Below are 17,932 nucleotides of genomic sequence, written 5' to 3' on the forward strand. Positions count from 1 at the left end.
CGTTCACAGGGCCGGAACCCGCGCCAATCTTATCAAAAGGCGATTTTTGAAGTGTCAAGCCTCGATGGCGGGCAGATGGCGCCGGGCGCTGCGCCGCCCGGCCCGCCCGGCTGCGGCGGCCGTTTCGGGATTCTGCCATTCGCCGGCGGTTGCGGTAGCATGGCGGCCGTGACATGTGTCGGGCGGGAAATGCGGTAGCGCCGGCGCGGCTTTTCGCTCAACTGAGGAATTCATGGCATCGTTTTCATCTTCGGCTTCGCCCGCAGCAGCTTACACGCGCACCGCGATCGCGCTCCACTGGCTGATCGCGCTCCTGATCGTGTGCGGCTTCGCGCTCGGCTGGGTGATGACGGGCATTCCGGGTTTCACGCCAGCGAAGCTCAAATACTATTCGTGGCACAAGTGGATCGGCGTGACGGTGTTCACGATCGCGATCGTGCGCGTGCTCTGGCGCGCAACCCACGTGCCGCCGCCGATGCCGGCCGGCATGCCCGCGTGGCAGCGGGCGGGCGCGCATGCGGTGCACGGGCTGCTCTACGTGCTGACGCTCGTGATTCCGGTGACGGGCTACCTGTACAGCTCGGCCGCGAACATTCCGGTCGTCTATCTCGGGCTCGTGCCGCTGCCGCGCCTGATCGACCCCGATCCCGTGCTGAAGGAAACGCTGAAGACGGCGCACGTGCTGCTCAACTACGGCCTGCTCGCGCTCGTCGCCGCGCACGTCGCGGCGGCCGTCAAGCACCAGTGGTTCGACCGCGACGGCGTGCTGTCGCGGATGCTTCCCTTCCTCAAATAACAAGGACCGTTATGAAAGTCTCGTTCTACCGCTACATGCTCGCCGCGTTCGCCGCCGCTTCGGTCGCCGTGTCGGGCGGCGCGTTCGCGCAGGTCGACGTCGCGAAGAGCAAGGTATCGGCCGTCTCGAAGCAGATGAACGTGCCGACGGAAGGCGTGTTCAAGAAGTTTTCCGCGCAGATCAGGTTCGATCCGGCGAAGGCCGCGCAGGGCAGCGCACAGATGACGATCGACGTTGCGAGCTATGATCTCGGCGACCAGATGTACAACGACCAGGTCGCGGGCAAGGACTGGTTCGACGCGAAGACGTACCCGCAGGCGACGTTCGTGTCGACCGCGATCGCGCCCGCGGGCGGCAGCAAGTACAACGTGTCCGGCAAGCTGACGATCAAGGGCAAGACGGTGCCCGTGACCGTGCCCGTGACGGTCACGCAGAACGGCGCGGCGCAGGTGTTCGACGGCGTGCTGCCGATCAAGCGCTCGACGTTCAACGTCGGCACGGGCGAATGGAAGGACACGTCGGTCGTGGCCGACGAAGTGCAGATCAAGTTTCACATCGTCGCCGCGAAGTAACGCGGGCGGCGGTTCGCACCACCCTCGCGCCGCTTCGGAGCGCGGCGCCGTCATAAGGAGATTGATTTGAACAAGCAACTGATGATCGCGGCGGGCGCGCTCGCCGCCGCCCTGTCGTTCTCGGCGCATGCGGCGCCCGCAACGTACCAGTTCGACCCGAGCCATACGTATCCGAGCTTCGAGGCGGATCACTTCGGCGGCCTGTCGGTGTGGCGCGGCAAGTTCGACCAGTCGAGCGGCACCGTGACGCTCGACCGCGCGGCGAAGACGGGCACCGTCGACGTGACGACGAAGGTCGCGTCGATCGCGACCGGCAGCCAGAAGCTCGACGAGCACCTGCAGACGGCCGACTTCTTCGATGCGGCGAAGTATCCGGAAGCGAGCTACAAGGGCACGATCAAGTTCGAAGGCGACAAGCCGGCCGAGGTCGTCGGCAATCTGACGCTGCACGGCGTCACGAAGCCGCTGACGCTGAAGATCGATTCGTTCAAGTGCATGCCGCATCCGATGCTGAAGAAGGAAGTGTGCGGCGTCGACGCGGTCGGCGAATTCAACCGCGACGATTTCGGCCTCGACTACGGCAAGCAGTACGGCTTCAAGATGAAGACGAAGCTCCTCATCACGGCCGAAGCGGTCAAGCAGTAAGCGCTCGCGAAGCCGCCGCGCGCCGCGCGCGATGCGCGGGGGCCGCGTCGCGCCGACGAACCGCCGCGCTCCGTATCGGGCGCGGCGGTTTTCTTTTTTTGGCGCGTGGGGCGCGTGCCTATAATCGTCCGCATTCGTCATCTCGTTCGTCGTTCGCGTTCATCGTTCGCGTTCGCCGCCCGGGTGCGCGGCGCCGCCGCGACGGACATCGACGACCCGACAACGATCAGGAGACACCATGCACGCAGCCGACGCTGCTTCGCCCGCGACCGATACCGTCTCCCCGCGCGTGTGGCGAGCCGTTGTCGCCGCGTCGGTCGGCAACGCGCTCGAATGGTTCGATCTCGTCGTCTACGGCTTCTTCGCGGTCACGATTTCGCGGCTGCTCTTTCCCGCCGGCAGCGACGCCGTGTCGCTGCTGCTGACGCTCGGCACGTTCGGCGTGTCGTTCTTCATGCGTCCGCTCGGCGCGATCGTGCTCGGCGCCTACGCGGACCGCCGCGGCCGCAAGGCCGCGCTCACGCTGTCGATCCTGCTGATGATGGCGGGCACGCTCGTCATCGCGGTGCTGCCGACCTACGGGACGATCGGGATCGCGGCGCCGCTCGTGCTCGTTGGCGCGCGGCTGATGCAGGGCTTCTCCGCGGGCGGCGAGTTCGGCAGCGCGACCGCGTTCCTCGCCGAGCACGTGCCGGGGCGGCGCGGCTTCTTCGCGAGCTGGCAGGTCGCGAGCCAGGGGCTCACGACGCTCCTCGCGGCGCTCTTCGGCACGTCGCTCAATGCGTGGCTCACGCCCGCGCAGATGGCGTCGTGGGGCTGGCGCGTGCCGTTCTGCTTCGGGCTGCTGCTCGGGCCCATCGCGTACTACATCCGCTCGAAGGTCGACGAAACGCCCGAATTCCTCACATCGGGGTCCGCCGCGAACCCGCTGCGCGACACGTTCGCCGCGCACAAGGGGCGGCTCGCCGCCGCGATCGGCGCGGTCGTGCTCGGCACCGTCGCGACCTATCTCGTGCTGTTCATGCCGACCTACGGCGTCAAGGAACTGAAGCTCGCGCCGTCTTCGGCGTTCGCCGCGATCCTCATCGTCGGCGTGATCCAGATGAGCTTCGCGCCGGTGGTCGGGCACTGGTCCGATCGCCACGGCCGCGTGCGCACGATGCTCGCGCCCGCGCTCGCGATCCTCGTGCTGATCTACCCGGCGTTCGCGTGGCTCGCCGCGCATCCGACATTCGGCGCGCTGATCGCCGTGCAGATCGTGTTCGCATGCCTGATGACCGGCTATTTCGCCGCGCTGCCGGGCCTGCTGTCCGAGATCTTTCCGGTTCAGACGCGCACGACCGGCATGTCGCTCGCGTACAACGTCGCGGTGACGGTCTTCGGCGGATTCGGGCCGTTCATCATCGCGTGGCTGATCCGCGCGACGGGCTCGAAGGCCGCGCCGAGCTTCTATCTGATCTTCGCCGCGCTCGTGAGCATCGCGGCGCTCGTCGCGCTGCGGCGGCGCTTCGGGTTCCGGTGACGCGCGGCGTCGGGCGCCGCGCGCCCGGCGAACGCAAACCCGGCAGACGAAAAAAAGCCGGTTCGTGAGGAACCGGCCTTGCCGTGCGGAACGGGGTTTGCGCCGGCGGGCTTCACACCCGCGGGGCGCTTACACCTGCGCGCCCGCGTTCGGATCGTTCGGATCGTGCGCGGACTTCTTCTCCTTGACGAGGTCCTCGCGCTTGATGCCGAGCCACATCGCGAGCGAGCCGGCGACGAACACCGACGAATAGATGCCGAACATGATGCCGACCGTCAGCGCGAGCGCGAAGTAGTGCAGCGTCGGGCCGCCGAAGAAGAACATCGACAGCACCATCATTTCCGTCGACGTGTGCGTGATGATCGTGCGCGACATCGTGCTCGTGATCGCGTGGTTGATCACTTCCTGCACGGTCATCTTGCGTTCGCGGCGGAACGTCTCGCGGATCCGGTCGAAGATGACGACCGATTCGTTGACCGAGTAGCCGAGCACCGCGAGCACCGCGGCCAGCACCGACAGCGAGAACTCCCACTGGAAGAACGCGAAGAAGCCGAGAATGATCACGACGTCGTGCAGGTTCGCGATGATGCCGGCGACCGCGTACTTCCATTCGAAGCGGAACGACAGATAGATGACGATGCCGATCACGACGCACGCGAGCGCGAGCAGGCCGTCGGTCGCGAGCTCGCGGCCGACCTGCGGGCCGACGAACTCGACGCGCTGCAGCGCGACGTCGGCGTTCTGCGCCTTCAGCGCGGCCATCACCTGGTCGCTCTGCTGCGCGGACGTCAAGCCCTGCTTGAGCGGCAGGCGGATCAGCACGTTGCGCGACGTGCCGAAGTTCTGCACCTGCGCGTCGGCGTAGCCGAGCGTGCCGAGCGCCGAACGCACGGGCTCGAGCTGCGCGGCCTGCTGGTACTGCACCTCGATCACCGTGCCGCCCGTGAACTCGACGGACAGATGCAGCCCGCGATGGAACAGGAAGAACACGGCGGCGAGGAAGGTCACGAGCGAGATCACGTTGAAGACCAACGCGTGCCGCATGAACGGAATGTCTTTACGGATGCGGAAAAATTCCATGTGCGTCTCCGGCGCTTAGTTGGACGAGCCCTGCTTGGGCGGCACGCCCGGGCCCGAGCGGCGGCGCGCGACCGGCTTGCCGGTGCGCGGCGCGCCAGCCGGCTGCTTCGGCGCGGCGACGCGCGCGCCCTGCGGCGCGTTCGCGCGCGCGTCCTGGCCGAGCTGCGGCGCGGCGCCGGCTTCGGCGGCGGCGGGGCGCCACACCTGGCCGATCGCGAGCGACTGCAGCTTCTTGCGCCCGCCGTACCAGAGGTTCACGAGGCCGCGCGAGAAGAACACCGCGGAGAACATCGACGTCAGGATGCCGAGACAGTGCACGATCGCGAACGCGCGCACCGGGCCCGAGCCGAACGCGAGCAGCGCGAGGCCCGCGATCAGCGTCGTCACGTTCGAATCGAGAATCGTCGCCCACGCATGCGCATAGCCTTCCTGGATCGCGATCTGCGGCGATGCGCCGCGGCGCAGCTCCTCGCGGATGCGCTCGTTGATCAGCACGTTCGAGTCGATCGCCATGCCGAGCGCGAGCGCGATGGCCGCGATGCCGGGCAGCGTGAGCGTCGCCTGCATCAGCGACAGCACCGCGATGAGCAGCAGCAGGTTCACCGACAGGCCGAGCACCGACACGACGCCGAACAGCATGTAGTACGCGATCATGAACACGGTGATCGCGACGAAGCCCCAGATCACCGAATGGAAGCCCATCCGGATGTTGTCCGCGCCGAGGCTCGGGCCGATCGTGCGTTCCTCGATGATGTCCATCGGCGCGGCGAGCGAGCCCGCGCGCAGCAGCAGCGCGAGATCGGCGGCCGCCTGCGGGGTCGGCTGGCCCGTGATCTGGAAGCGGTCGCCGAGCTCGGACTGGATCGTCGCGACGGTCAGCACCTCGCCCTTGCCCTTCTCGAACAGCACCATCGCCATCGGCTTGCCGATGTTCTCGCGCGACACCGCGCGCACCGCGCGGCCGCCCGCCGAATCGAGGCGGATGTTCACCGACGGGCGCTGATGCTCGTCGAAGCCCGCGGACGCGTCGATGATGCGGTCGCCCGTGAAGATCACCTGCTTCTTGAGCAGCACCGGCGCCTGGTTGCCCTGCGTGAACAGCTCCTCGCCCGGCGGCACCGGATCGTTCGGATTCGGGTGCGTGTTCAGCGGATCGGCGAGACGCGCCTCGAGCGTCGCCGTGCGGCCGATGATGTCCTTCGCCTTCGCGGTGTCCTGCACGCCCGGCAGCTCGACGACGATCCGGTCGTTGCCCTGCTGCTGGAGGATCGGCTCGGACACGCCGAGCTCGTTGACGCGGTTGTGCAGCGTCGTCAGGTTCTGCTTGAGCGCCGCATCCTCGACGGCCTTCTGGACGGCCGGCGTGAACGTGCCGACCACCTGGTAGCCGCCGCCGCCCGGCTGCGTCGCCCACTGGAGTTCGGAGACGGACGAGGCGAGCAGCGTGCGCGCCTGCTCGGCGGTGTCCTGGTCGGCGAAGTTCGCGACGACCGTCTGATCGACGCGGGCGACGCCGCCGTCGCGGATGCCCTTGTCGCGCAGTTGCGTGCGGGCGTCGGACGCGTCGGAATCGAGCTTCTTCGTGAGCGCGCCCGTCATGTCGACTTGCAGCAGGAAGTGGACGCCGCCGCGCAAGTCGAGGCCGAGATACATCGGCAGCGCGCGCAGCGCGGTCAGCCAGCGCGGCGACGCGCTCTGCAGGTTCAGCGCGACGACGTACTGCGGATCGTTCGGATCGGCGTTCAGCGTCTTCTGCAGCATGTCCTTCACGCGCAGTTGCGTGTCGGTGTCCTTCAGGCGCACGCGGATCGTCGCGTTGGCGCTGGAGTTGTCGAACGTGACGTCGTCGGCCGCGACCTGGTTGGCCTTGAGCGCTGCTTCGACCTGCGCGAGCGTGTCGGCGCCGAGCTTGACCGTAGCCTTGCCGCTCGATACCTGCACCGCCGGCGCTTCGCCGAAGAAGTTGGGCAATGTGTAGAGAAAGCCGATGGCGAGCGCCACGACCATCACCACATATTTCCAGATTGGATAACGATTCATGAGGGGGCCGAACGGGATGGTTGGCTGGGATGGCGGCGCGTCCGGCGCCGCTCTCGGCCGCGCGCTTCGCGGCGCGGGCGTCGGGCGGCCGGACGCGGGGCGGGGCTTACAGCGATTTGATCGTGCCCTTCGGCAGGATGGTCGTGACGGCGGCCTTCTGCACGGTGATCTCGGTGCCCTCGGCGATCTCGACGCCGATGTACGCTTCCGAGACCTTCGTCACCTTGCCGACGAGCCCGCCGCTCGTCACCACTTCGTCGCCCTTCGCCATCGCGGCGAGCATGTTGCGATGCTCCTTCTGCCGCTTCATCTGCGGACGGATCATGATGAAGTAGAGCACCGCGAACATCAGGATGAGCGGCAGGAAGCTCATCAGGCTCGATTCGGCACCGCCCGCTGCGCCTTGCGCATAGGCATTGGAAATGAACGACACGTTGGTCTCTCCGTTAGGGAAGATCGAAAAATAAGCCGGTTATTCTACCACCGGCCCTATCCGCGACAGCGGCGCAAATGCGCTTTGGTTTCAAGCTGTTAACCTCGATCCCGCAGCGTTCGCGCGCGTGGCGAAAGATGATTGTAAGGTTTGCGGGGCGACCGCGCGATGCGCCCCGCCGGTCGCCGCGCTCCGTCAGTCGACGCCGCGCGCGCGGTCCTCGGCGAAACGTTTCCGGAATGCTTCGAACGTGTGCGTCTCGATCGCCTCGCGAATCTCGCGCATCAGCTCGAGGTAGTAGTGCAGGTTGTGGATCGTGTTCAACTGCGCGCCGAGGATCTCGCCGACGCGGTGCAGATGGTGCAGGTAGCCGCGCGAGAAATTCCGGCACGTATAGCAGCCGCAGGTCTCGTCGAGCGGCTTCAGCACGTTCTTGTGCGCCGCGTTGCGGATCTTCACGTCGCCGAAGCGCGTGAAGAGCCAGCCGTTGCGCGCGTTGCGGGTCGGCATCACGCAGTCGAACATGTCGACGCCCGCCGCGACGCCCGCGACGAGATCCTCCGGCGTGCCGACGCCCATCAGGTAGTGCGGCTTGTCGGCGGGCAGGCGCGGCGCGACGTGCTCGAGCACGCGCATCATGTCCTCCTTCGGCTCGCCGACCGACAGCCCGCCGATCGCGAGGCCATGAAAGCCGAGTTCGGCGAGGCCGGCGAGCGATTCGTCGCGCAGGTCCTCGTACATGCCGCCCTGCACGATGCCGAAGAGGGCGTTCGGGTTGCCGAGGCGATCGAACTCGGCGAGCGAGCGCTTCGCCCAGCGCAGCGACATCCGCATCGATTCGGCCGCTTCCTGGTGCGTCGTCGGCACGCCGTTCGTCGCGTACGGCGTGCATTCGTCGAACTGCATCACGATGTCGGAGTTCAGCGTCTTCTGGATCTGCATCGACACTTCCGGCGACAGGAACAGCCGGTCGCCGTTGATCGGCGACGCGAACGTGACGCCTTCCTCGGTGATCTTGCGCAGATCGCCGAGCGAGAACACCTGGAAGCCGCCCGAATCGGTGAGGATCGGCTTGTTCCAGCCCATGAAGCGGTGCAGCCCGCCGTGCGCGCCGATCGTCTCGAGGCCGGGGCGCAGCCACAGGTGGAACGTGTTGCCGAGGATGATCTGCGCGCGCATCTCGTCGAGCTCGCGCGGCTGCACGGCCTTCACGGTGCCGTACGTGCCGACCGGCATGAAGATCGGCGTCTCGACGACGCCGTGATTGAGCGTCACGCGGCCGCGGCGCGCGCGGCCGTCGGTCGTCAGCAGCTCGAATTTCAGGCCGTTGTGCGGGCGAATGCCCGCGGGCGTATCGTGCGTATCGTGCGATGGACCTTCGGTCGTCATCTGGTTGGACTCCTCGCCACCGGAAAAGCTTTGCATGGGACCGGAGTATGCGCTGAAGCGCTGACTCCGGATCGACAAGTCCGGCGCATGTTGAAGGCGCGGCGAGCCGGGGGCTTGCCGCGATGGAAAAAAGGGTGAAGCGCGGCGCGCGGCGGTTCGGCTCGCGGTCGGCGTTACGTTGCCGCTGAGCCGCTGAGCCGCTGAGCCGCTGAACTGCCAAATCGCCAAAGCCGAACAGCCGCGCTTACGCGCCGCCGCGCGTTTCCTCGGTCGCGTCGCGCCGCGTGAGCAGCATCGCGTCGCCGTAGCTGAAGAACCGGTAGCGCGCGTCGATCGCATGCCGGTACGCGGCGCGGATCGTCTCGACGCCGGCGAACGCGGACACGAGCATCAGCAGCGTCGATTTCGGCAAGTGGAAATTCGTCACGAGCCGGTCGACGACGCGAAATCGGTAGCCCGGCGTGATGAAGATGCTGGTGTCCGCACGCGTCGCGGCGAGCGGCCGGCCGGCGGCGTCCGCGTCGCGCGCGGCCGCCTCGAGCGCGCGCATCGACGTCGTGCCGACCGCGATCACGCGGCCGCCGCGCGCGCGAGTCGCGGCGATCTTCTCGACGAGCGCGCCGGTCAGCTCGTACGACTCGCTGTGCATCCGGTGCTCGGCGATGTTCTCGACGCGCACCGGCTGGAACGTGCCCGCGCCGACGTGCAGCGTGAGCGTCGCGCGCTCGACGCCGCGCGCATCGAGCGCGGCGAGCACCGCGTCGTCGAAGTGCAGGCCGGCCGTCGGCGCGGCGACGGCGCCCGGATTCGCGGCGAACACCGTCTGATAGCGGGTCTCGTCGGTCGCGTCGGGCGTGTGCTCGATGTACGGCGGCAGCGGCAGCCGGCCGTGGCGCTCGATCAGCGCGAGGCAGTCGTCGGGGAAGTGCAGCGTGAAGAACGGCTCGGCGCGCTCGCCGACCGTCACGTCGAATGCGTCGGCGAGCGTGAGCGTCGTGCCGGGCGCGGGGCTCTTGCTCGCGCGGATCTGCGCGAGCGCGGTGCGCGGGCCGGTGACGCGCTCGATCAGCACCTCGATCTTGCCGCCGCTCGCCTTGTGGCCGAAGAAGCGGGCCTTCAGCACCTTGGTGTCGTTGAAGACGAGCAGGTCGCCCGGCGCGACGCACGCGGGCAGCTCGGCGAAGCGCCGGTCGACGAGGCGCGGGGGCGCGCTCGTGTTGTCCACCTCGAGCAGGCGGCTCGCGCTGCGTTCGGGCAGCGCGGTTTGCGCGATCAGCTCGGGCGGCAGATCGAAATCGAAATCGGAAAGCGTGAGCATGCGAAACGGGGTCGGGGTGGCCGGCCTGACGGACAAAGCGCGTCGCGGCGCGCACGAGCCGCTATGATGGCGGGGTTGCGCGGCTTGGCCGGCGTCGCTCGTTCGTGCGACGTGAAAGCCGCTATTGTACTTGCAAGCCTTCTGACCGATGCCAGTGCCCGTTCGCCGTTCCGTAGCCGATCCCGCCGAAGCCGACGCATTCGCCGACGCCGCCGCGTCGGGCGCCGCCAGCGCCAAGGCAGCGCCGAAGTCCGTGAAGACCGCCGACAAGCTCGCGAAGCTCGGCTTGACGCGCGACATCGACCTCGTCCTGCATCTGCCGATGCGCTATGAGGACGAGACGACGCTCACGCCGATGCGCGAGCTGTTGCCGGGCGAGATCGCGCAGACGGAAGGCGTCGTGTTCGACAACGAGATCGCGTACCGGCCGCGCCGCCAGTTGCTCGTGAAGCTGCGCGACGACGACGGCGCCGAGCTCGTGCTGCGCTTCCTGAACTTCTACGGCTCGCAGGTCAGGCAGATGGCGGTCGGCCAGCGGCTGCGCGTGCGCGGCGACGTGCGCGGCGGCTTCTTCGGGCTCGAGATCGTGCATCCGACGGTGAAGGTCGTCGACGAGGACGCGCCGCTGCCGCAGGCGCTGACGCCCGTCTATCCGAGCACGGCGGGCGTGTCGCAGGCGTATCTGCGCAAGGCGATCGACAACGCGCTCGCGCGCACGCCGCTGCCCGAGCTGCTGCCGCCCGAGGTCGCGCGCACGTACCTGCAGCCGCTCGACGTGCCGCCCCTCGCCGACGCGGTGCGCCTCCTCCATCACCCGGGCGCCGGCGCGGACGAGGCGGCGCTCATCGACGGCACGCATCCCGCGTGGACGCGCATCAAGTTCGACGAGCTGCTCGCGCAGCAACTGTCGCTCAAGCGCGCGCACGAGGAGCGCCGCACGCGCGCCGCGCCCGCGATGCCGCGCCGCGCGCGCGGCGACGGCGCGGCGCTGTCCGCGCGCCTGTACGCGGCGCTGCCGTTCACGCTGACGGCCGCGCAGGAGCGGGTCGTCGCGGAGATCGCGCACGATCTCACGCAGCCGCACCCGATGCAGCGCCTGCTGCAGGGCGACGTCGGCAGCGGCAAGACGGTCGTCGCGGCGCTCGCCGCCGCGCAGGCGATCGACGCGGGCTACCAGGCCGCGCTGATGGCGCCGACCGAAATCCTCGCCGAGCAGCATGCGCGCAAGCTGCGCGGCTGGCTGGAGCCGCTCGGCGTGTCGGTCGCGTGGCTCGCCGGCAGCCTGAAGACGAAGGACAAGCGCGCGGCGCTCGAGGCGGCCGCGCTCGGCACCGCGCAGCTCGTGATCGGCACGCACGCGATGATTCAGGACACTGTCGAATTCGCGCGGCTCGGGCTCGTGATCGTCGACGAGCAGCATCGCTTCGGCGTCGAGCAGCGGCTCGCGCTGCGCGCGAAGGCGGCGAACGCGGCCGACGGCGCGGCGGGCTTCCAGCCGCACCAACTGATGATGTCGGCCACGCCGATCCCGCGCACGCTCGCGATGACGTACTACGCGGACCTCGACGTGTCGACGATCGACGAGCTGCCGCCCGGCCGCACGCCGATCCTCACGCGGCTCGTGTCGGACGCGCGGCGCGACGAGGTGATCGGCCGCGTGCGCGAGGCGGCGCTCGCGGGCCGTCAGGTGTACTGGGTGTGCCCGCTCATCGAGGAAAGCGAGACGCTGCAACTGCAAACGGCCGTCGAGACCTACGAGACGCTCGCCGCCGCGCTGCCGGAGCTGAAGGTGGGGCTCGTGCACGGCCGGCTCGCGCCCGCGGAGAAAGCGGCCGTGATGGACGCGTTCTCGCGCAACGACGTGCAGTTGCTCGTCGCGACGACGGTGATCGAAGTCGGCGTCGACGTGCCGAACGCGTCGCTGATGGTGATCGAGCACGCGGAGCGCTTCGGCCTCGCGCAACTGCACCAGTTGCGCGGGCGGGTCGGTCGCGGCACCGCCGCGTCGGTGTGCGTGCTGATGTACAGCGGGCCGCTGTCGATCGCGGGCCGCGCGCGGCTGAAGACGATGCGCGAGACGACCGACGGCTTCGAGATCGCGCGCCGCGATCTGGAGATCCGCGGTCCCGGCGAATTCCTCGGCGCGCGCCAGTCGGGCGCGGCGATGCTGCGCTTCGCGGATCTGGAAAACGACGGCTGGCTGATCGAGCCCGCGCGCGACGCGGCCGCGCGCCTCATCGCCCGCCATCCGGACATCGTCGCGCAGCACCTCGCCCGCTGGCTCGGCGCGCGCGAGCAATACCTGAAGGCTTGAGCGCGCGGCGCGGCGCCGGATCTTTTCGGCAAAGGTTGGCGAATCGGCCCAAACCAGTGTATAAATTTAATCTATCGTCATTAAATGATTGATTAACTTGCAATGACGCTTACTGAACTGAAGTACATCGTCGCGGTCGCGCGCGAACGCCATTTCGGCCGGGCGGCCGAAGCCTGCTTCGTCAGCCAGCCGACGTTGTCGGTCGCGATCAAGAAGCTGGAAGACGAACTGAACGTGCAGATCTTCGAGCGCGGCGCGAGCGAAGTGAGCGTGACGCCGATCGGCGACCAGATTGTCACGCAGGCGCAGCGCGTGCTCGAGCAGACGTTCGCGATCAAGGAGATCGCGAAGCAGGGCAAGGACCCGCTCATCGGGCCGTTTCGGCTCGGCGTGATCTATACGATCGGGCCCTACCTGCTGCCGACGCTCGTCAAGCAGATGATCCGCCGTGTGCCGCAGATGCCGTTGATGCTGCAGGAGAACTACACGCTGAAGCTGCTCGAGCTGCTCAAGCAAGGCGAGATCGACGCGGCGATCATGGCGCTGCCGTTCCCCGAGACCGGCCTGATGGTGCGGCCGCTGTACGACGAGCCGTTCGTCGTCGCGCTGCCCGCCGGGCATCCGTGGGAGAAGCGCCGCAAGATCGACGCGACCGACCTGAAGCAGGAGACGATGCTGCTGCTCGGCAACGGCCACTGCTTCCGCGACCACGTGCTCGGCGTGTGCCCGGAACTGATGCATTTTTCGCAGACGGCGGACGGCATCCAGAAGACGTTCGAAGGCTCGTCGCTCGAGACGATCCGCCATATGGTCGCGAGCGGCGTCGGGATCACGGTGCTGCCGCGGATGTCGGTCGCCGAAGTGGGGCCGCATGCGAACGGGCCGGACGCGGACCTGCTGTCGTACGTGCCGTTCGAGGACCCGGTGCCGGATCGGCGCGTCGTGCTCGTGTGGCGCAAGAGTTTCACGCGGATGCCGGCGATCGATGCGATCAGCGAGGCGATCGCCGCGTGCGACCTGCCCGGCGTGGTGAAGCTCGACATCCCGGCGACGGTGAATTGAGCATCGCGCGTGCGGCCGATGGTCGCCGCGCGCGAACGGGGCCTGGCAGCCCCGTTTATTTTTGCCTATTGAATAAATAAAATTTATCAAATTACAAACATCAATAGCAATATGTAAAATGCTTCGCATGGATCGGCGCAGCGCCGCCGGACGGTAACTGCAGGTGTCAAGGGAGGATGTCATGATGCAACGGGCATTGCCGCGCGCGCGGCGGAACATTGCGCCGCGCACGACGGTCATTGATCGTGCCAGGGCTGCCATCCGGAGCCTGCGTCCGATTGCGTTCGCCTATCTCGCGGACCGCGCATATGGCGGCTGAGCGCCGCCGCGTGCCGGCCCGCTTTTTCGCGCCGCGCGCCGCGTCGCACGCAGGAGGGATCAACCTGTTTCTTTCCCCGCAAAGTCGCTCCGCGAACGAGGCCCGGCTTCGATGCCGGGCCGCGTAGGCGGGCGTACCCGAACAAAGGAGAAATCGCATGTCGAATGAAGCGAAGTGCCCGTTCCACCACGCCGCAGGCAACGGCACGTCGAACCGGGACTGGTGGCCCGATCAGTTGGACCTGAGCATCCTGCATCAGCACTCGGCGCTGTCCGATCCGATGGACAAGGATTTCAACTACGCGCAAGCGTTCGAGAAGCTCGATCTTGCGGCGGTGAAGCGGGATCTCCACGCGCTGATGACCACGTCGCAGGACTGGTGGCCGGCCGATTTCGGCCACTACGGCGGCCTGTTCATCCGCATGGCATGGCACAGCGCGGGCACGTACCGCACGGCCGACGGCCGCGGCGGCGCGGGCGAGGGCCAGCAGCGCTTCGCGCCGCTCAACAGTTGGCCCGACAACGCGAACCTCGACAAGGCGCGCCGGCTGCTGTGGCCGATCAAGCAGAAGTACGGCCGCAGCATCTCGTGGGCCGACCTGCTGATCCTCACCGGCAACGTCGCGCTCGAATCGATGGGCTTCAAGACCTTCGGCTTCGCGGGCGGCCGCGCGGACACGTGGGAGCCCGAGGACGTCTACTGGGGCTCGGAAAAGATCTGGCTGGAGCTGAGCGGCGGCCCGAACAGCCGCTATTCGGGCGACCGTCACCTCGAGAACCCGCTCGCCGCCGTGCAGATGGGCCTCATCTACGTGAATCCGGAAGGCCCGGACGGCAAGCCCGATCCGGTCGCCGCGGCGCGCGACATTCGCGACACCTTCGCGCGGATGGCGATGAACGACGAAGAGACGGTCGCGCTGATCGCGGGCGGCCACACGTTCGGCAAGACCCACGGCGCGGGTCCCGCGTCGAACGTCGGCCCCGAGCCGGAGGCCGCGGGCATCGAAGCGCAGGGCCTCGGCTGGAAGAGCACGTACGGTACGGGCAAGGGCGCGGACGCGATCACGAGCGGCCTCGAAGTCACGTGGACGACCACGCCGACGCAGTGGAGCCACAACTTCTTCGAGAACCTGTTCGGCTACGAATGGGAGCTGACGAAGAGCCCGGCGGGCGCGCACCAGTGGGTCGCGAAGGACGCCGACGCGGTGATTCCGGATGCGTTCGATCCGTCGAAGAAGCATCGGCCGACGATGCTGACGACCGACCTTTCGCTGCGCTTCGATCCGGCATACGAAAAGATCTCGCGCCGCTTCCATGAGCACCCCGACCAGTTCGCCGATGCGTTCGCGCGCGCCTGGTTCAAGCTCACGCACCGCGACATGGGCCCGCGTGCGCGCTATCTCGGCCCGGAAGTGCCGGCCGAGGAACTGTTGTGGCAGGACCCGATTCCGGCCGTCGACCATCCGCTGATCGACGCCGCCGATGTCGCCGGGCTGAAGGCGAAGGTGCTCGCGTCGGGGCTGTCCGTGTCGCAGCTCGTGTCGACCGCATGGGCCGCGGCGTCCACCTTCCGCGGCTCGGACAAGCGCGGCGGCGCGAACGGCGCGCGCATCCGCCTCGCGCCGCAGAAGGACTGGGAAGCGAACCAGCCCGAGCGGCTCGCGAAGGTGCTCGAGACGCTCGAGGGCATCCAGAAGGCGTTCAACGCCGCGCAGTCCGGCGGCAAGCGGGTGTCGCTCGCCGACCTGATCGTGCTGGCCGGCTGCGCGGGCGTCGAGCAGGCCGCGAAGAACGCGGGCCACGCGGTGACGGTGCCGTTCGCGCCGGGCCGCGCGGACGCATCGCAGGAGCAGACCGACGTCGAATCGGTGGCCGTGCTCGAGCCGGTCGCGGACGGCTTCCGCAACTACCTGAAGGGCAAGTACCGGGTGCCTGCCGAAGTGCTGCTCGTCGACAAGGCGCAACTGCTGACGCTGAGCGCGCCGGAGATGACGGTGCTGCTGGGCGGCCTGCGCGTGCTGGGCGCGAACGTCGGGCAGAGCCGGCACGGCGTGTTCACCGCGCGCGAGCAGGCATTGACCAACGACTTCTTCGTGAACCTGCTCGACATGAGCACCGAGTGGAAGCCGACGGCGGCCGACGCGGACGTGTTCGAAGGGCGCGACCGCGCGACGGGCGAGCTCAAGTGGACGGGCACGCGCGTCGATCTCGTGTTCGGTTCGCACGCGCAGTTGCGCGCGCTCGCCGAGGTCTACGGCAGCGCGGACGCGCAGGAGAAGTTCGTGCGCGATTTCGTCGCGGTCTGGAACAAGGTGATGAACCTCGACCGCTTCGACCTCGCGTGATTGCGGCGTCGCGCCGCCGATGCGGCAACGGAGCGGGAAACGGCCGGTCATCCGGCTGGCCGTTTCCCGTTTCGCTCCGGGCCGCCGACCTCGTTTCAAGGAGTGACGATCATGACGCAAATGATTCTCGACATGCGCGTGGCGCTCTCGGCGCCCGCCAGGCGTGCGGGCGCCGCCACGCTGCGGCGGCTGGTCGGTTTCGCGATCGCGGGCGGCGGCGCGGCCGTGCTGGCCGCCCAGGCCGCGCGGCACGTCGCGGCCGCCGCGGGTGGTTGAGCGCGCATCCGTTGCGCGCAATTTGCACGATCGCGATCTACGCTAAACTGGTGCGGCGCTGAACTGGTGCGGCGCTGAACGTGCGGGCCGCAAGCGCGCGCGCCGCGCATGTCGCATCGGGCACGCGGTTTTTTCGATGCATTTTCGCCGGTTCGAACCATCGGACAAGGAGTCTCGAGGATGGCCAAGAAAAGCAACGCAACCCAGATCAACATCGGCATCAGCGACAAGGATCGCAAGAAGATCGCGGCAGGGCTGTCACGTCTGCTCGCCGATACGTACACGCTGTACCTGAAGACGCACAATTTCCACTGGAACGTGACGGGCCCGATGTTCAACACGCTGCACCTGATGTTCGAGGAGCAGTACAACGAACTGTGGCTCGCCGTCGATCTCGTCGCGGAGCGCATCCGCACGCTCGGCGTCGTCGCGCCGGGCACGTATCGCGAATTCGCGAAGCTGTCGTCGATCCCCGAGGCGGACGGCGTGCCTGCCGCCGAGGACATGATCCGCCAGCTCGTCGAAGGGCACGAGGCCGTCGTGCGCACCGCGCGCGCGATCTTCCCGGACGCCGACGCGGCGAGCGACGAGCCGACCGCCGATCTGCTGACGCAGCGTCTGCAGACGCACGAGAAGACCGCGTGGATGCTGCGCTCGCTGCTGGCGTGAGCGATGGATGACGAGCGGCGGGGGGCCGCGCACGCAGGGCGGGCGCGTGTTGCGGCCCGAGGATGCGGTCGTCGACAAGCTCGGCGCGGACGGCGAGTGAGCGCGCGCGCCGGCGGGCTCCTCGTTTCGGGCGAAGCCGTCGGGCGGGGCGAAAGCCCGAACGCAAGCGGAAACGACAAAAAAGGGCAATAGCGCTGCCGCCGCGCTTTTGCCGCAAATCCCGAGCGGTTCTACAATGCCCGGGTTACGTTTCCGGGCTCGCCGCCCGTTCTCGCCGATGCTCGCCCGTTTTCCTCTCTATTTGCGGCTGATCCGGATGGACAAGCCGATCGGCAGCCTGCTGCTGCTCTGGCCGACGCTCAACGCGCTGTGGATTGCGTCCGACGGTCATCCGGCGCCGTCGCTCGTCGTCATCTTCGCGCTCGGCACGTTGCTGATGCGCTCGGCCGGCTGCGCGATCAACGATTACGCCGATCGCGATTTCGACCGCCACGTGAAGCGCACCGCCGAGCGGCCGCTCACGTCGGGGAAGATTCGCGCATGGGAGGCGGTCGCGATCGCGGTCGGGCTCGCGCTCGTGTCGTTCCTGCTGATCCTGCCGCTCAATGCGCTGACGAAGGAGCTGTCCGTCGTCGCGGTGTTCGTCGCGGCGACTTATCCGTTCATGAAGCGCTTCTTCGCGATTCCGCAGGCGTATCTCGGCATCGCGTTCGGCTTCGGGATTCCGATGGCGTTCGCGGCCGTGCAGGACACGGTGCCGGTGATCGCGTGGACGATGCTGGCGGCCAATGTGTGCTGGTCGGTCGCGTATGACACCGCGTATGCGATGGTCGATCGCGACGACGACCTGAAGATCGGCATGCGCACGTCGGCGATCACGTTCGGCCGCCACGACGTGCTCGCGATCATGCTCTGCTACGCGGCGATGCTCGGCATCTACGCGTGGCTCGGCGCGACGCTGCATTTCGGCTGGCCGTACTGGGCGGGCTGGGCGGCGGCGGCCGGCTGCTCGATCTACCATTACACGCTGATCAGGGATCGCGAGCGGATGGCGTGCTTCGCCGCGTTCAGGCACAACAACTGGTTGGGCGGCGCGCTGTTCGCGGGGATCGCCGCGCATTACGCGCTGGCCGCGTTGTAAGCGGCGCGTCGC

At 68.0% G+C, this 17,932-nt stretch carries 16 protein-coding genes and 1 pseudogene; 11 read left to right on the top strand and 6 right to left on the bottom strand.

The genetic code is table 11. The annotated features are described in order from the left end of the window. Positions 1-32: 32 nt before the first annotated feature. Positions 33-234: pseudogene (locus AQ610_RS38025) on the bottom strand (hypothetical protein). Here AQ610_RS38025 and AQ610_RS03530 point away from each other — a divergent pair. The 4 genes from AQ610_RS03530 to AQ610_RS03545 all read left to right on the top strand — a co-directional run bounded on the left by AQ610_RS03530 (position 233) and on the right by AQ610_RS03545 (position 3,535). Next, a complete protein-coding gene (locus AQ610_RS03530; RefSeq protein WP_006025316.1) occupies positions 233-796 on the top strand; it encodes a cytochrome b in 564 nt (187 codons plus the stop codon). The pseudogene AQ610_RS38025 and the gene AQ610_RS03530 overlap by 2 nt on opposite strands. Positions 797-807: 11 nt before the next feature. Next, positions 808-1,368, top strand: a complete 561-nt coding sequence (locus tag AQ610_RS03535) for a YceI family protein (protein ID WP_006025317.1) — start codon at positions 808-810, stop codon at positions 1,366-1,368. A 66-nt stretch (positions 1,369-1,434) separates the two neighbouring features. Then, entirely contained in the window at positions 1,435-2,013 is a 579-nt protein-coding gene (locus AQ610_RS03540) for a YceI family protein (protein ID WP_006025318.1), read from the top strand. Positions 2,014-2,251: 238 nt separating this feature from the next. Beyond that, positions 2,252-3,535 carry an MFS transporter gene (locus tag AQ610_RS03545; RefSeq protein ID WP_006025319.1) on the top strand — a complete coding sequence of 428 codons (1,284 nt, stop codon included), beginning with the start codon at positions 2,252-2,254 and terminating at the stop codon, positions 3,533-3,535. A 129-nt stretch (positions 3,536-3,664) separates the two neighbouring features. On the opposite strand, the gene secF is transcribed toward AQ610_RS03545, so the two are convergent. The 5 genes from secF to queA form a co-directional block, all read right to left on the bottom strand. Next, on the bottom strand, positions 3,665-4,615 hold the full coding sequence (secF, locus tag AQ610_RS03550; protein ID WP_006025320.1) for a protein translocase subunit SecF: 951 nt from the start codon (positions 4,613-4,615) through the stop codon (positions 3,665-3,667). A gap of 15 nt (positions 4,616-4,630) precedes the next feature. After that, positions 4,631-6,655, bottom strand: a complete 2,025-nt coding sequence (gene secD / locus AQ610_RS03555) for a protein translocase subunit SecD (RefSeq protein ID WP_006025321.1) — start codon at positions 6,653-6,655, stop codon at positions 4,631-4,633. 106 nt (positions 6,656-6,761) lie between these two features. Next, a complete protein-coding gene (gene yajC / locus AQ610_RS03560) occupies positions 6,762-7,088 on the bottom strand; it encodes a preprotein translocase subunit YajC (protein WP_009913541.1) in 327 nt (108 codons plus the stop codon). A 195-nt stretch (positions 7,089-7,283) separates the two neighbouring features. After that, a complete protein-coding gene (gene tgt / locus AQ610_RS03565; protein WP_006025323.1) occupies positions 7,284-8,477 on the bottom strand; it encodes a tRNA guanosine(34) transglycosylase Tgt in 1,194 nt (397 codons plus the stop codon). Between the two features lie 244 nt (positions 8,478-8,721). Continuing rightward, positions 8,722-9,795, bottom strand: a complete 1,074-nt coding sequence (gene queA, locus AQ610_RS03570) for a tRNA preQ1(34) S-adenosylmethionine ribosyltransferase-isomerase QueA (protein ID WP_006025324.1) — start codon at positions 9,793-9,795, stop codon at positions 8,722-8,724. A gap of 148 nt (positions 9,796-9,943) precedes the next feature. Between queA and recG the strand changes: the two genes are divergently transcribed. The 7 genes from recG to ubiA all read left to right on the top strand — a co-directional run bounded on the left by recG (position 9,944) and on the right by ubiA (position 17,920). After that, on the top strand, positions 9,944-12,109 hold the full coding sequence (gene recG, locus AQ610_RS03575; protein ID WP_043282293.1) for an ATP-dependent DNA helicase RecG: 2,166 nt from the start codon (positions 9,944-9,946) through the stop codon (positions 12,107-12,109). Positions 12,110-12,211: 102 nt separating this feature from the next. Further along, positions 12,212-13,171, top strand: a complete 960-nt coding sequence (locus tag AQ610_RS03580; RefSeq protein ID WP_006025326.1) for a hydrogen peroxide-inducible genes activator — start codon at positions 12,212-12,214, stop codon at positions 13,169-13,171. A gap of 476 nt (positions 13,172-13,647) precedes the next feature. Further along, entirely contained in the window at positions 13,648-15,834 is a 2,187-nt protein-coding gene (gene katG / locus AQ610_RS03585) for a catalase/peroxidase HPI (RefSeq protein WP_006025327.1), read from the top strand. A gap of 111 nt (positions 15,835-15,945) precedes the next feature. Next, positions 15,946-16,110, top strand: coding sequence for a hypothetical protein (locus AQ610_RS31740; protein ID WP_015600096.1), 165 nt, complete (start codon positions 15,946-15,948; stop codon positions 16,108-16,110). A gap of 180 nt (positions 16,111-16,290) precedes the next feature. Then, complete coding sequence (gene dpsA / locus AQ610_RS03590; RefSeq protein ID WP_006025329.1) at positions 16,291-16,779, top strand: non-specific DNA-binding protein DpsA; 489 nt, start codon at positions 16,291-16,293, stop codon at positions 16,777-16,779. A gap of 7 nt (positions 16,780-16,786) precedes the next feature. Further along, a complete protein-coding gene (locus tag AQ610_RS03595) occupies positions 16,787-16,879 on the top strand; it encodes a hypothetical protein (protein WP_009913533.1) in 93 nt (30 codons plus the stop codon). 177 nt (positions 16,880-17,056) lie between these two features. After that, positions 17,057-17,920 carry a 4-hydroxybenzoate octaprenyltransferase gene (ubiA, locus tag AQ610_RS03600; RefSeq protein ID WP_006025330.1) on the top strand — a complete coding sequence of 288 codons (864 nt, stop codon included), beginning with the start codon at positions 17,057-17,059 and terminating at the stop codon, positions 17,918-17,920. Positions 17,921-17,932: the final 12 nt, after the last annotated feature.

The sequence above is a fragment of the Burkholderia humptydooensis genome (assembly GCF_001513745.1).
Lineage (GTDB): Bacteria > Pseudomonadota > Gammaproteobacteria > Burkholderiales > Burkholderiaceae > Burkholderia > Burkholderia humptydooensis.

Coding starts and splice junctions, on each gene's coding strand:
- AQ610_RS31740 (WP_015600096.1), top strand. CDS start 15,946: ATGACGCAAATGATTCTCGACATGCGCGTGGCGCTCTCGGCGCCCGCC.
- tgt (WP_006025323.1), bottom strand. CDS start 8,477: ATGACGACCGAAGGTCCATCGCACGATACGCACGATACGCCCGCGGGC.
- ubiA (WP_006025330.1), top strand. CDS start 17,057: ATGCTCGCCCGTTTTCCTCTCTATTTGCGGCTGATCCGGATGGACAAG.
- AQ610_RS03535 (WP_006025317.1), top strand. CDS start 808: ATGAAAGTCTCGTTCTACCGCTACATGCTCGCCGCGTTCGCCGCCGCT.
- katG (WP_006025327.1), top strand. CDS start 13,648: ATGTCGAATGAAGCGAAGTGCCCGTTCCACCACGCCGCAGGCAACGGC.
- AQ610_RS03545 (WP_006025319.1), top strand. CDS start 2,252: ATGCACGCAGCCGACGCTGCTTCGCCCGCGACCGATACCGTCTCCCCG.
- dpsA (WP_006025329.1), top strand. CDS start 16,291: ATGGCCAAGAAAAGCAACGCAACCCAGATCAACATCGGCATCAGCGAC.
- recG (WP_043282293.1), top strand. CDS start 9,944: ATGCCAGTGCCCGTTCGCCGTTCCGTAGCCGATCCCGCCGAAGCCGAC.
- secF (WP_006025320.1), bottom strand. CDS start 4,615: ATGGAATTTTTCCGCATCCGTAAAGACATTCCGTTCATGCGGCACGCG.
- AQ610_RS03595 (WP_009913533.1), top strand. CDS start 16,787: ATGACGAGCGGCGGGGGGCCGCGCACGCAGGGCGGGCGCGTGTTGCGG.
- AQ610_RS03580 (WP_006025326.1), top strand. CDS start 12,212: ATGACGCTTACTGAACTGAAGTACATCGTCGCGGTCGCGCGCGAACGC.
- queA (WP_006025324.1), bottom strand. CDS start 9,795: ATGCTCACGCTTTCCGATTTCGATTTCGATCTGCCGCCCGAGCTGATC.
- AQ610_RS03530 (WP_006025316.1), top strand. CDS start 233: ATGGCATCGTTTTCATCTTCGGCTTCGCCCGCAGCAGCTTACACGCGC.
- secD (WP_006025321.1), bottom strand. CDS start 6,655: ATGAATCGTTATCCAATCTGGAAATATGTGGTGATGGTCGTGGCGCTC.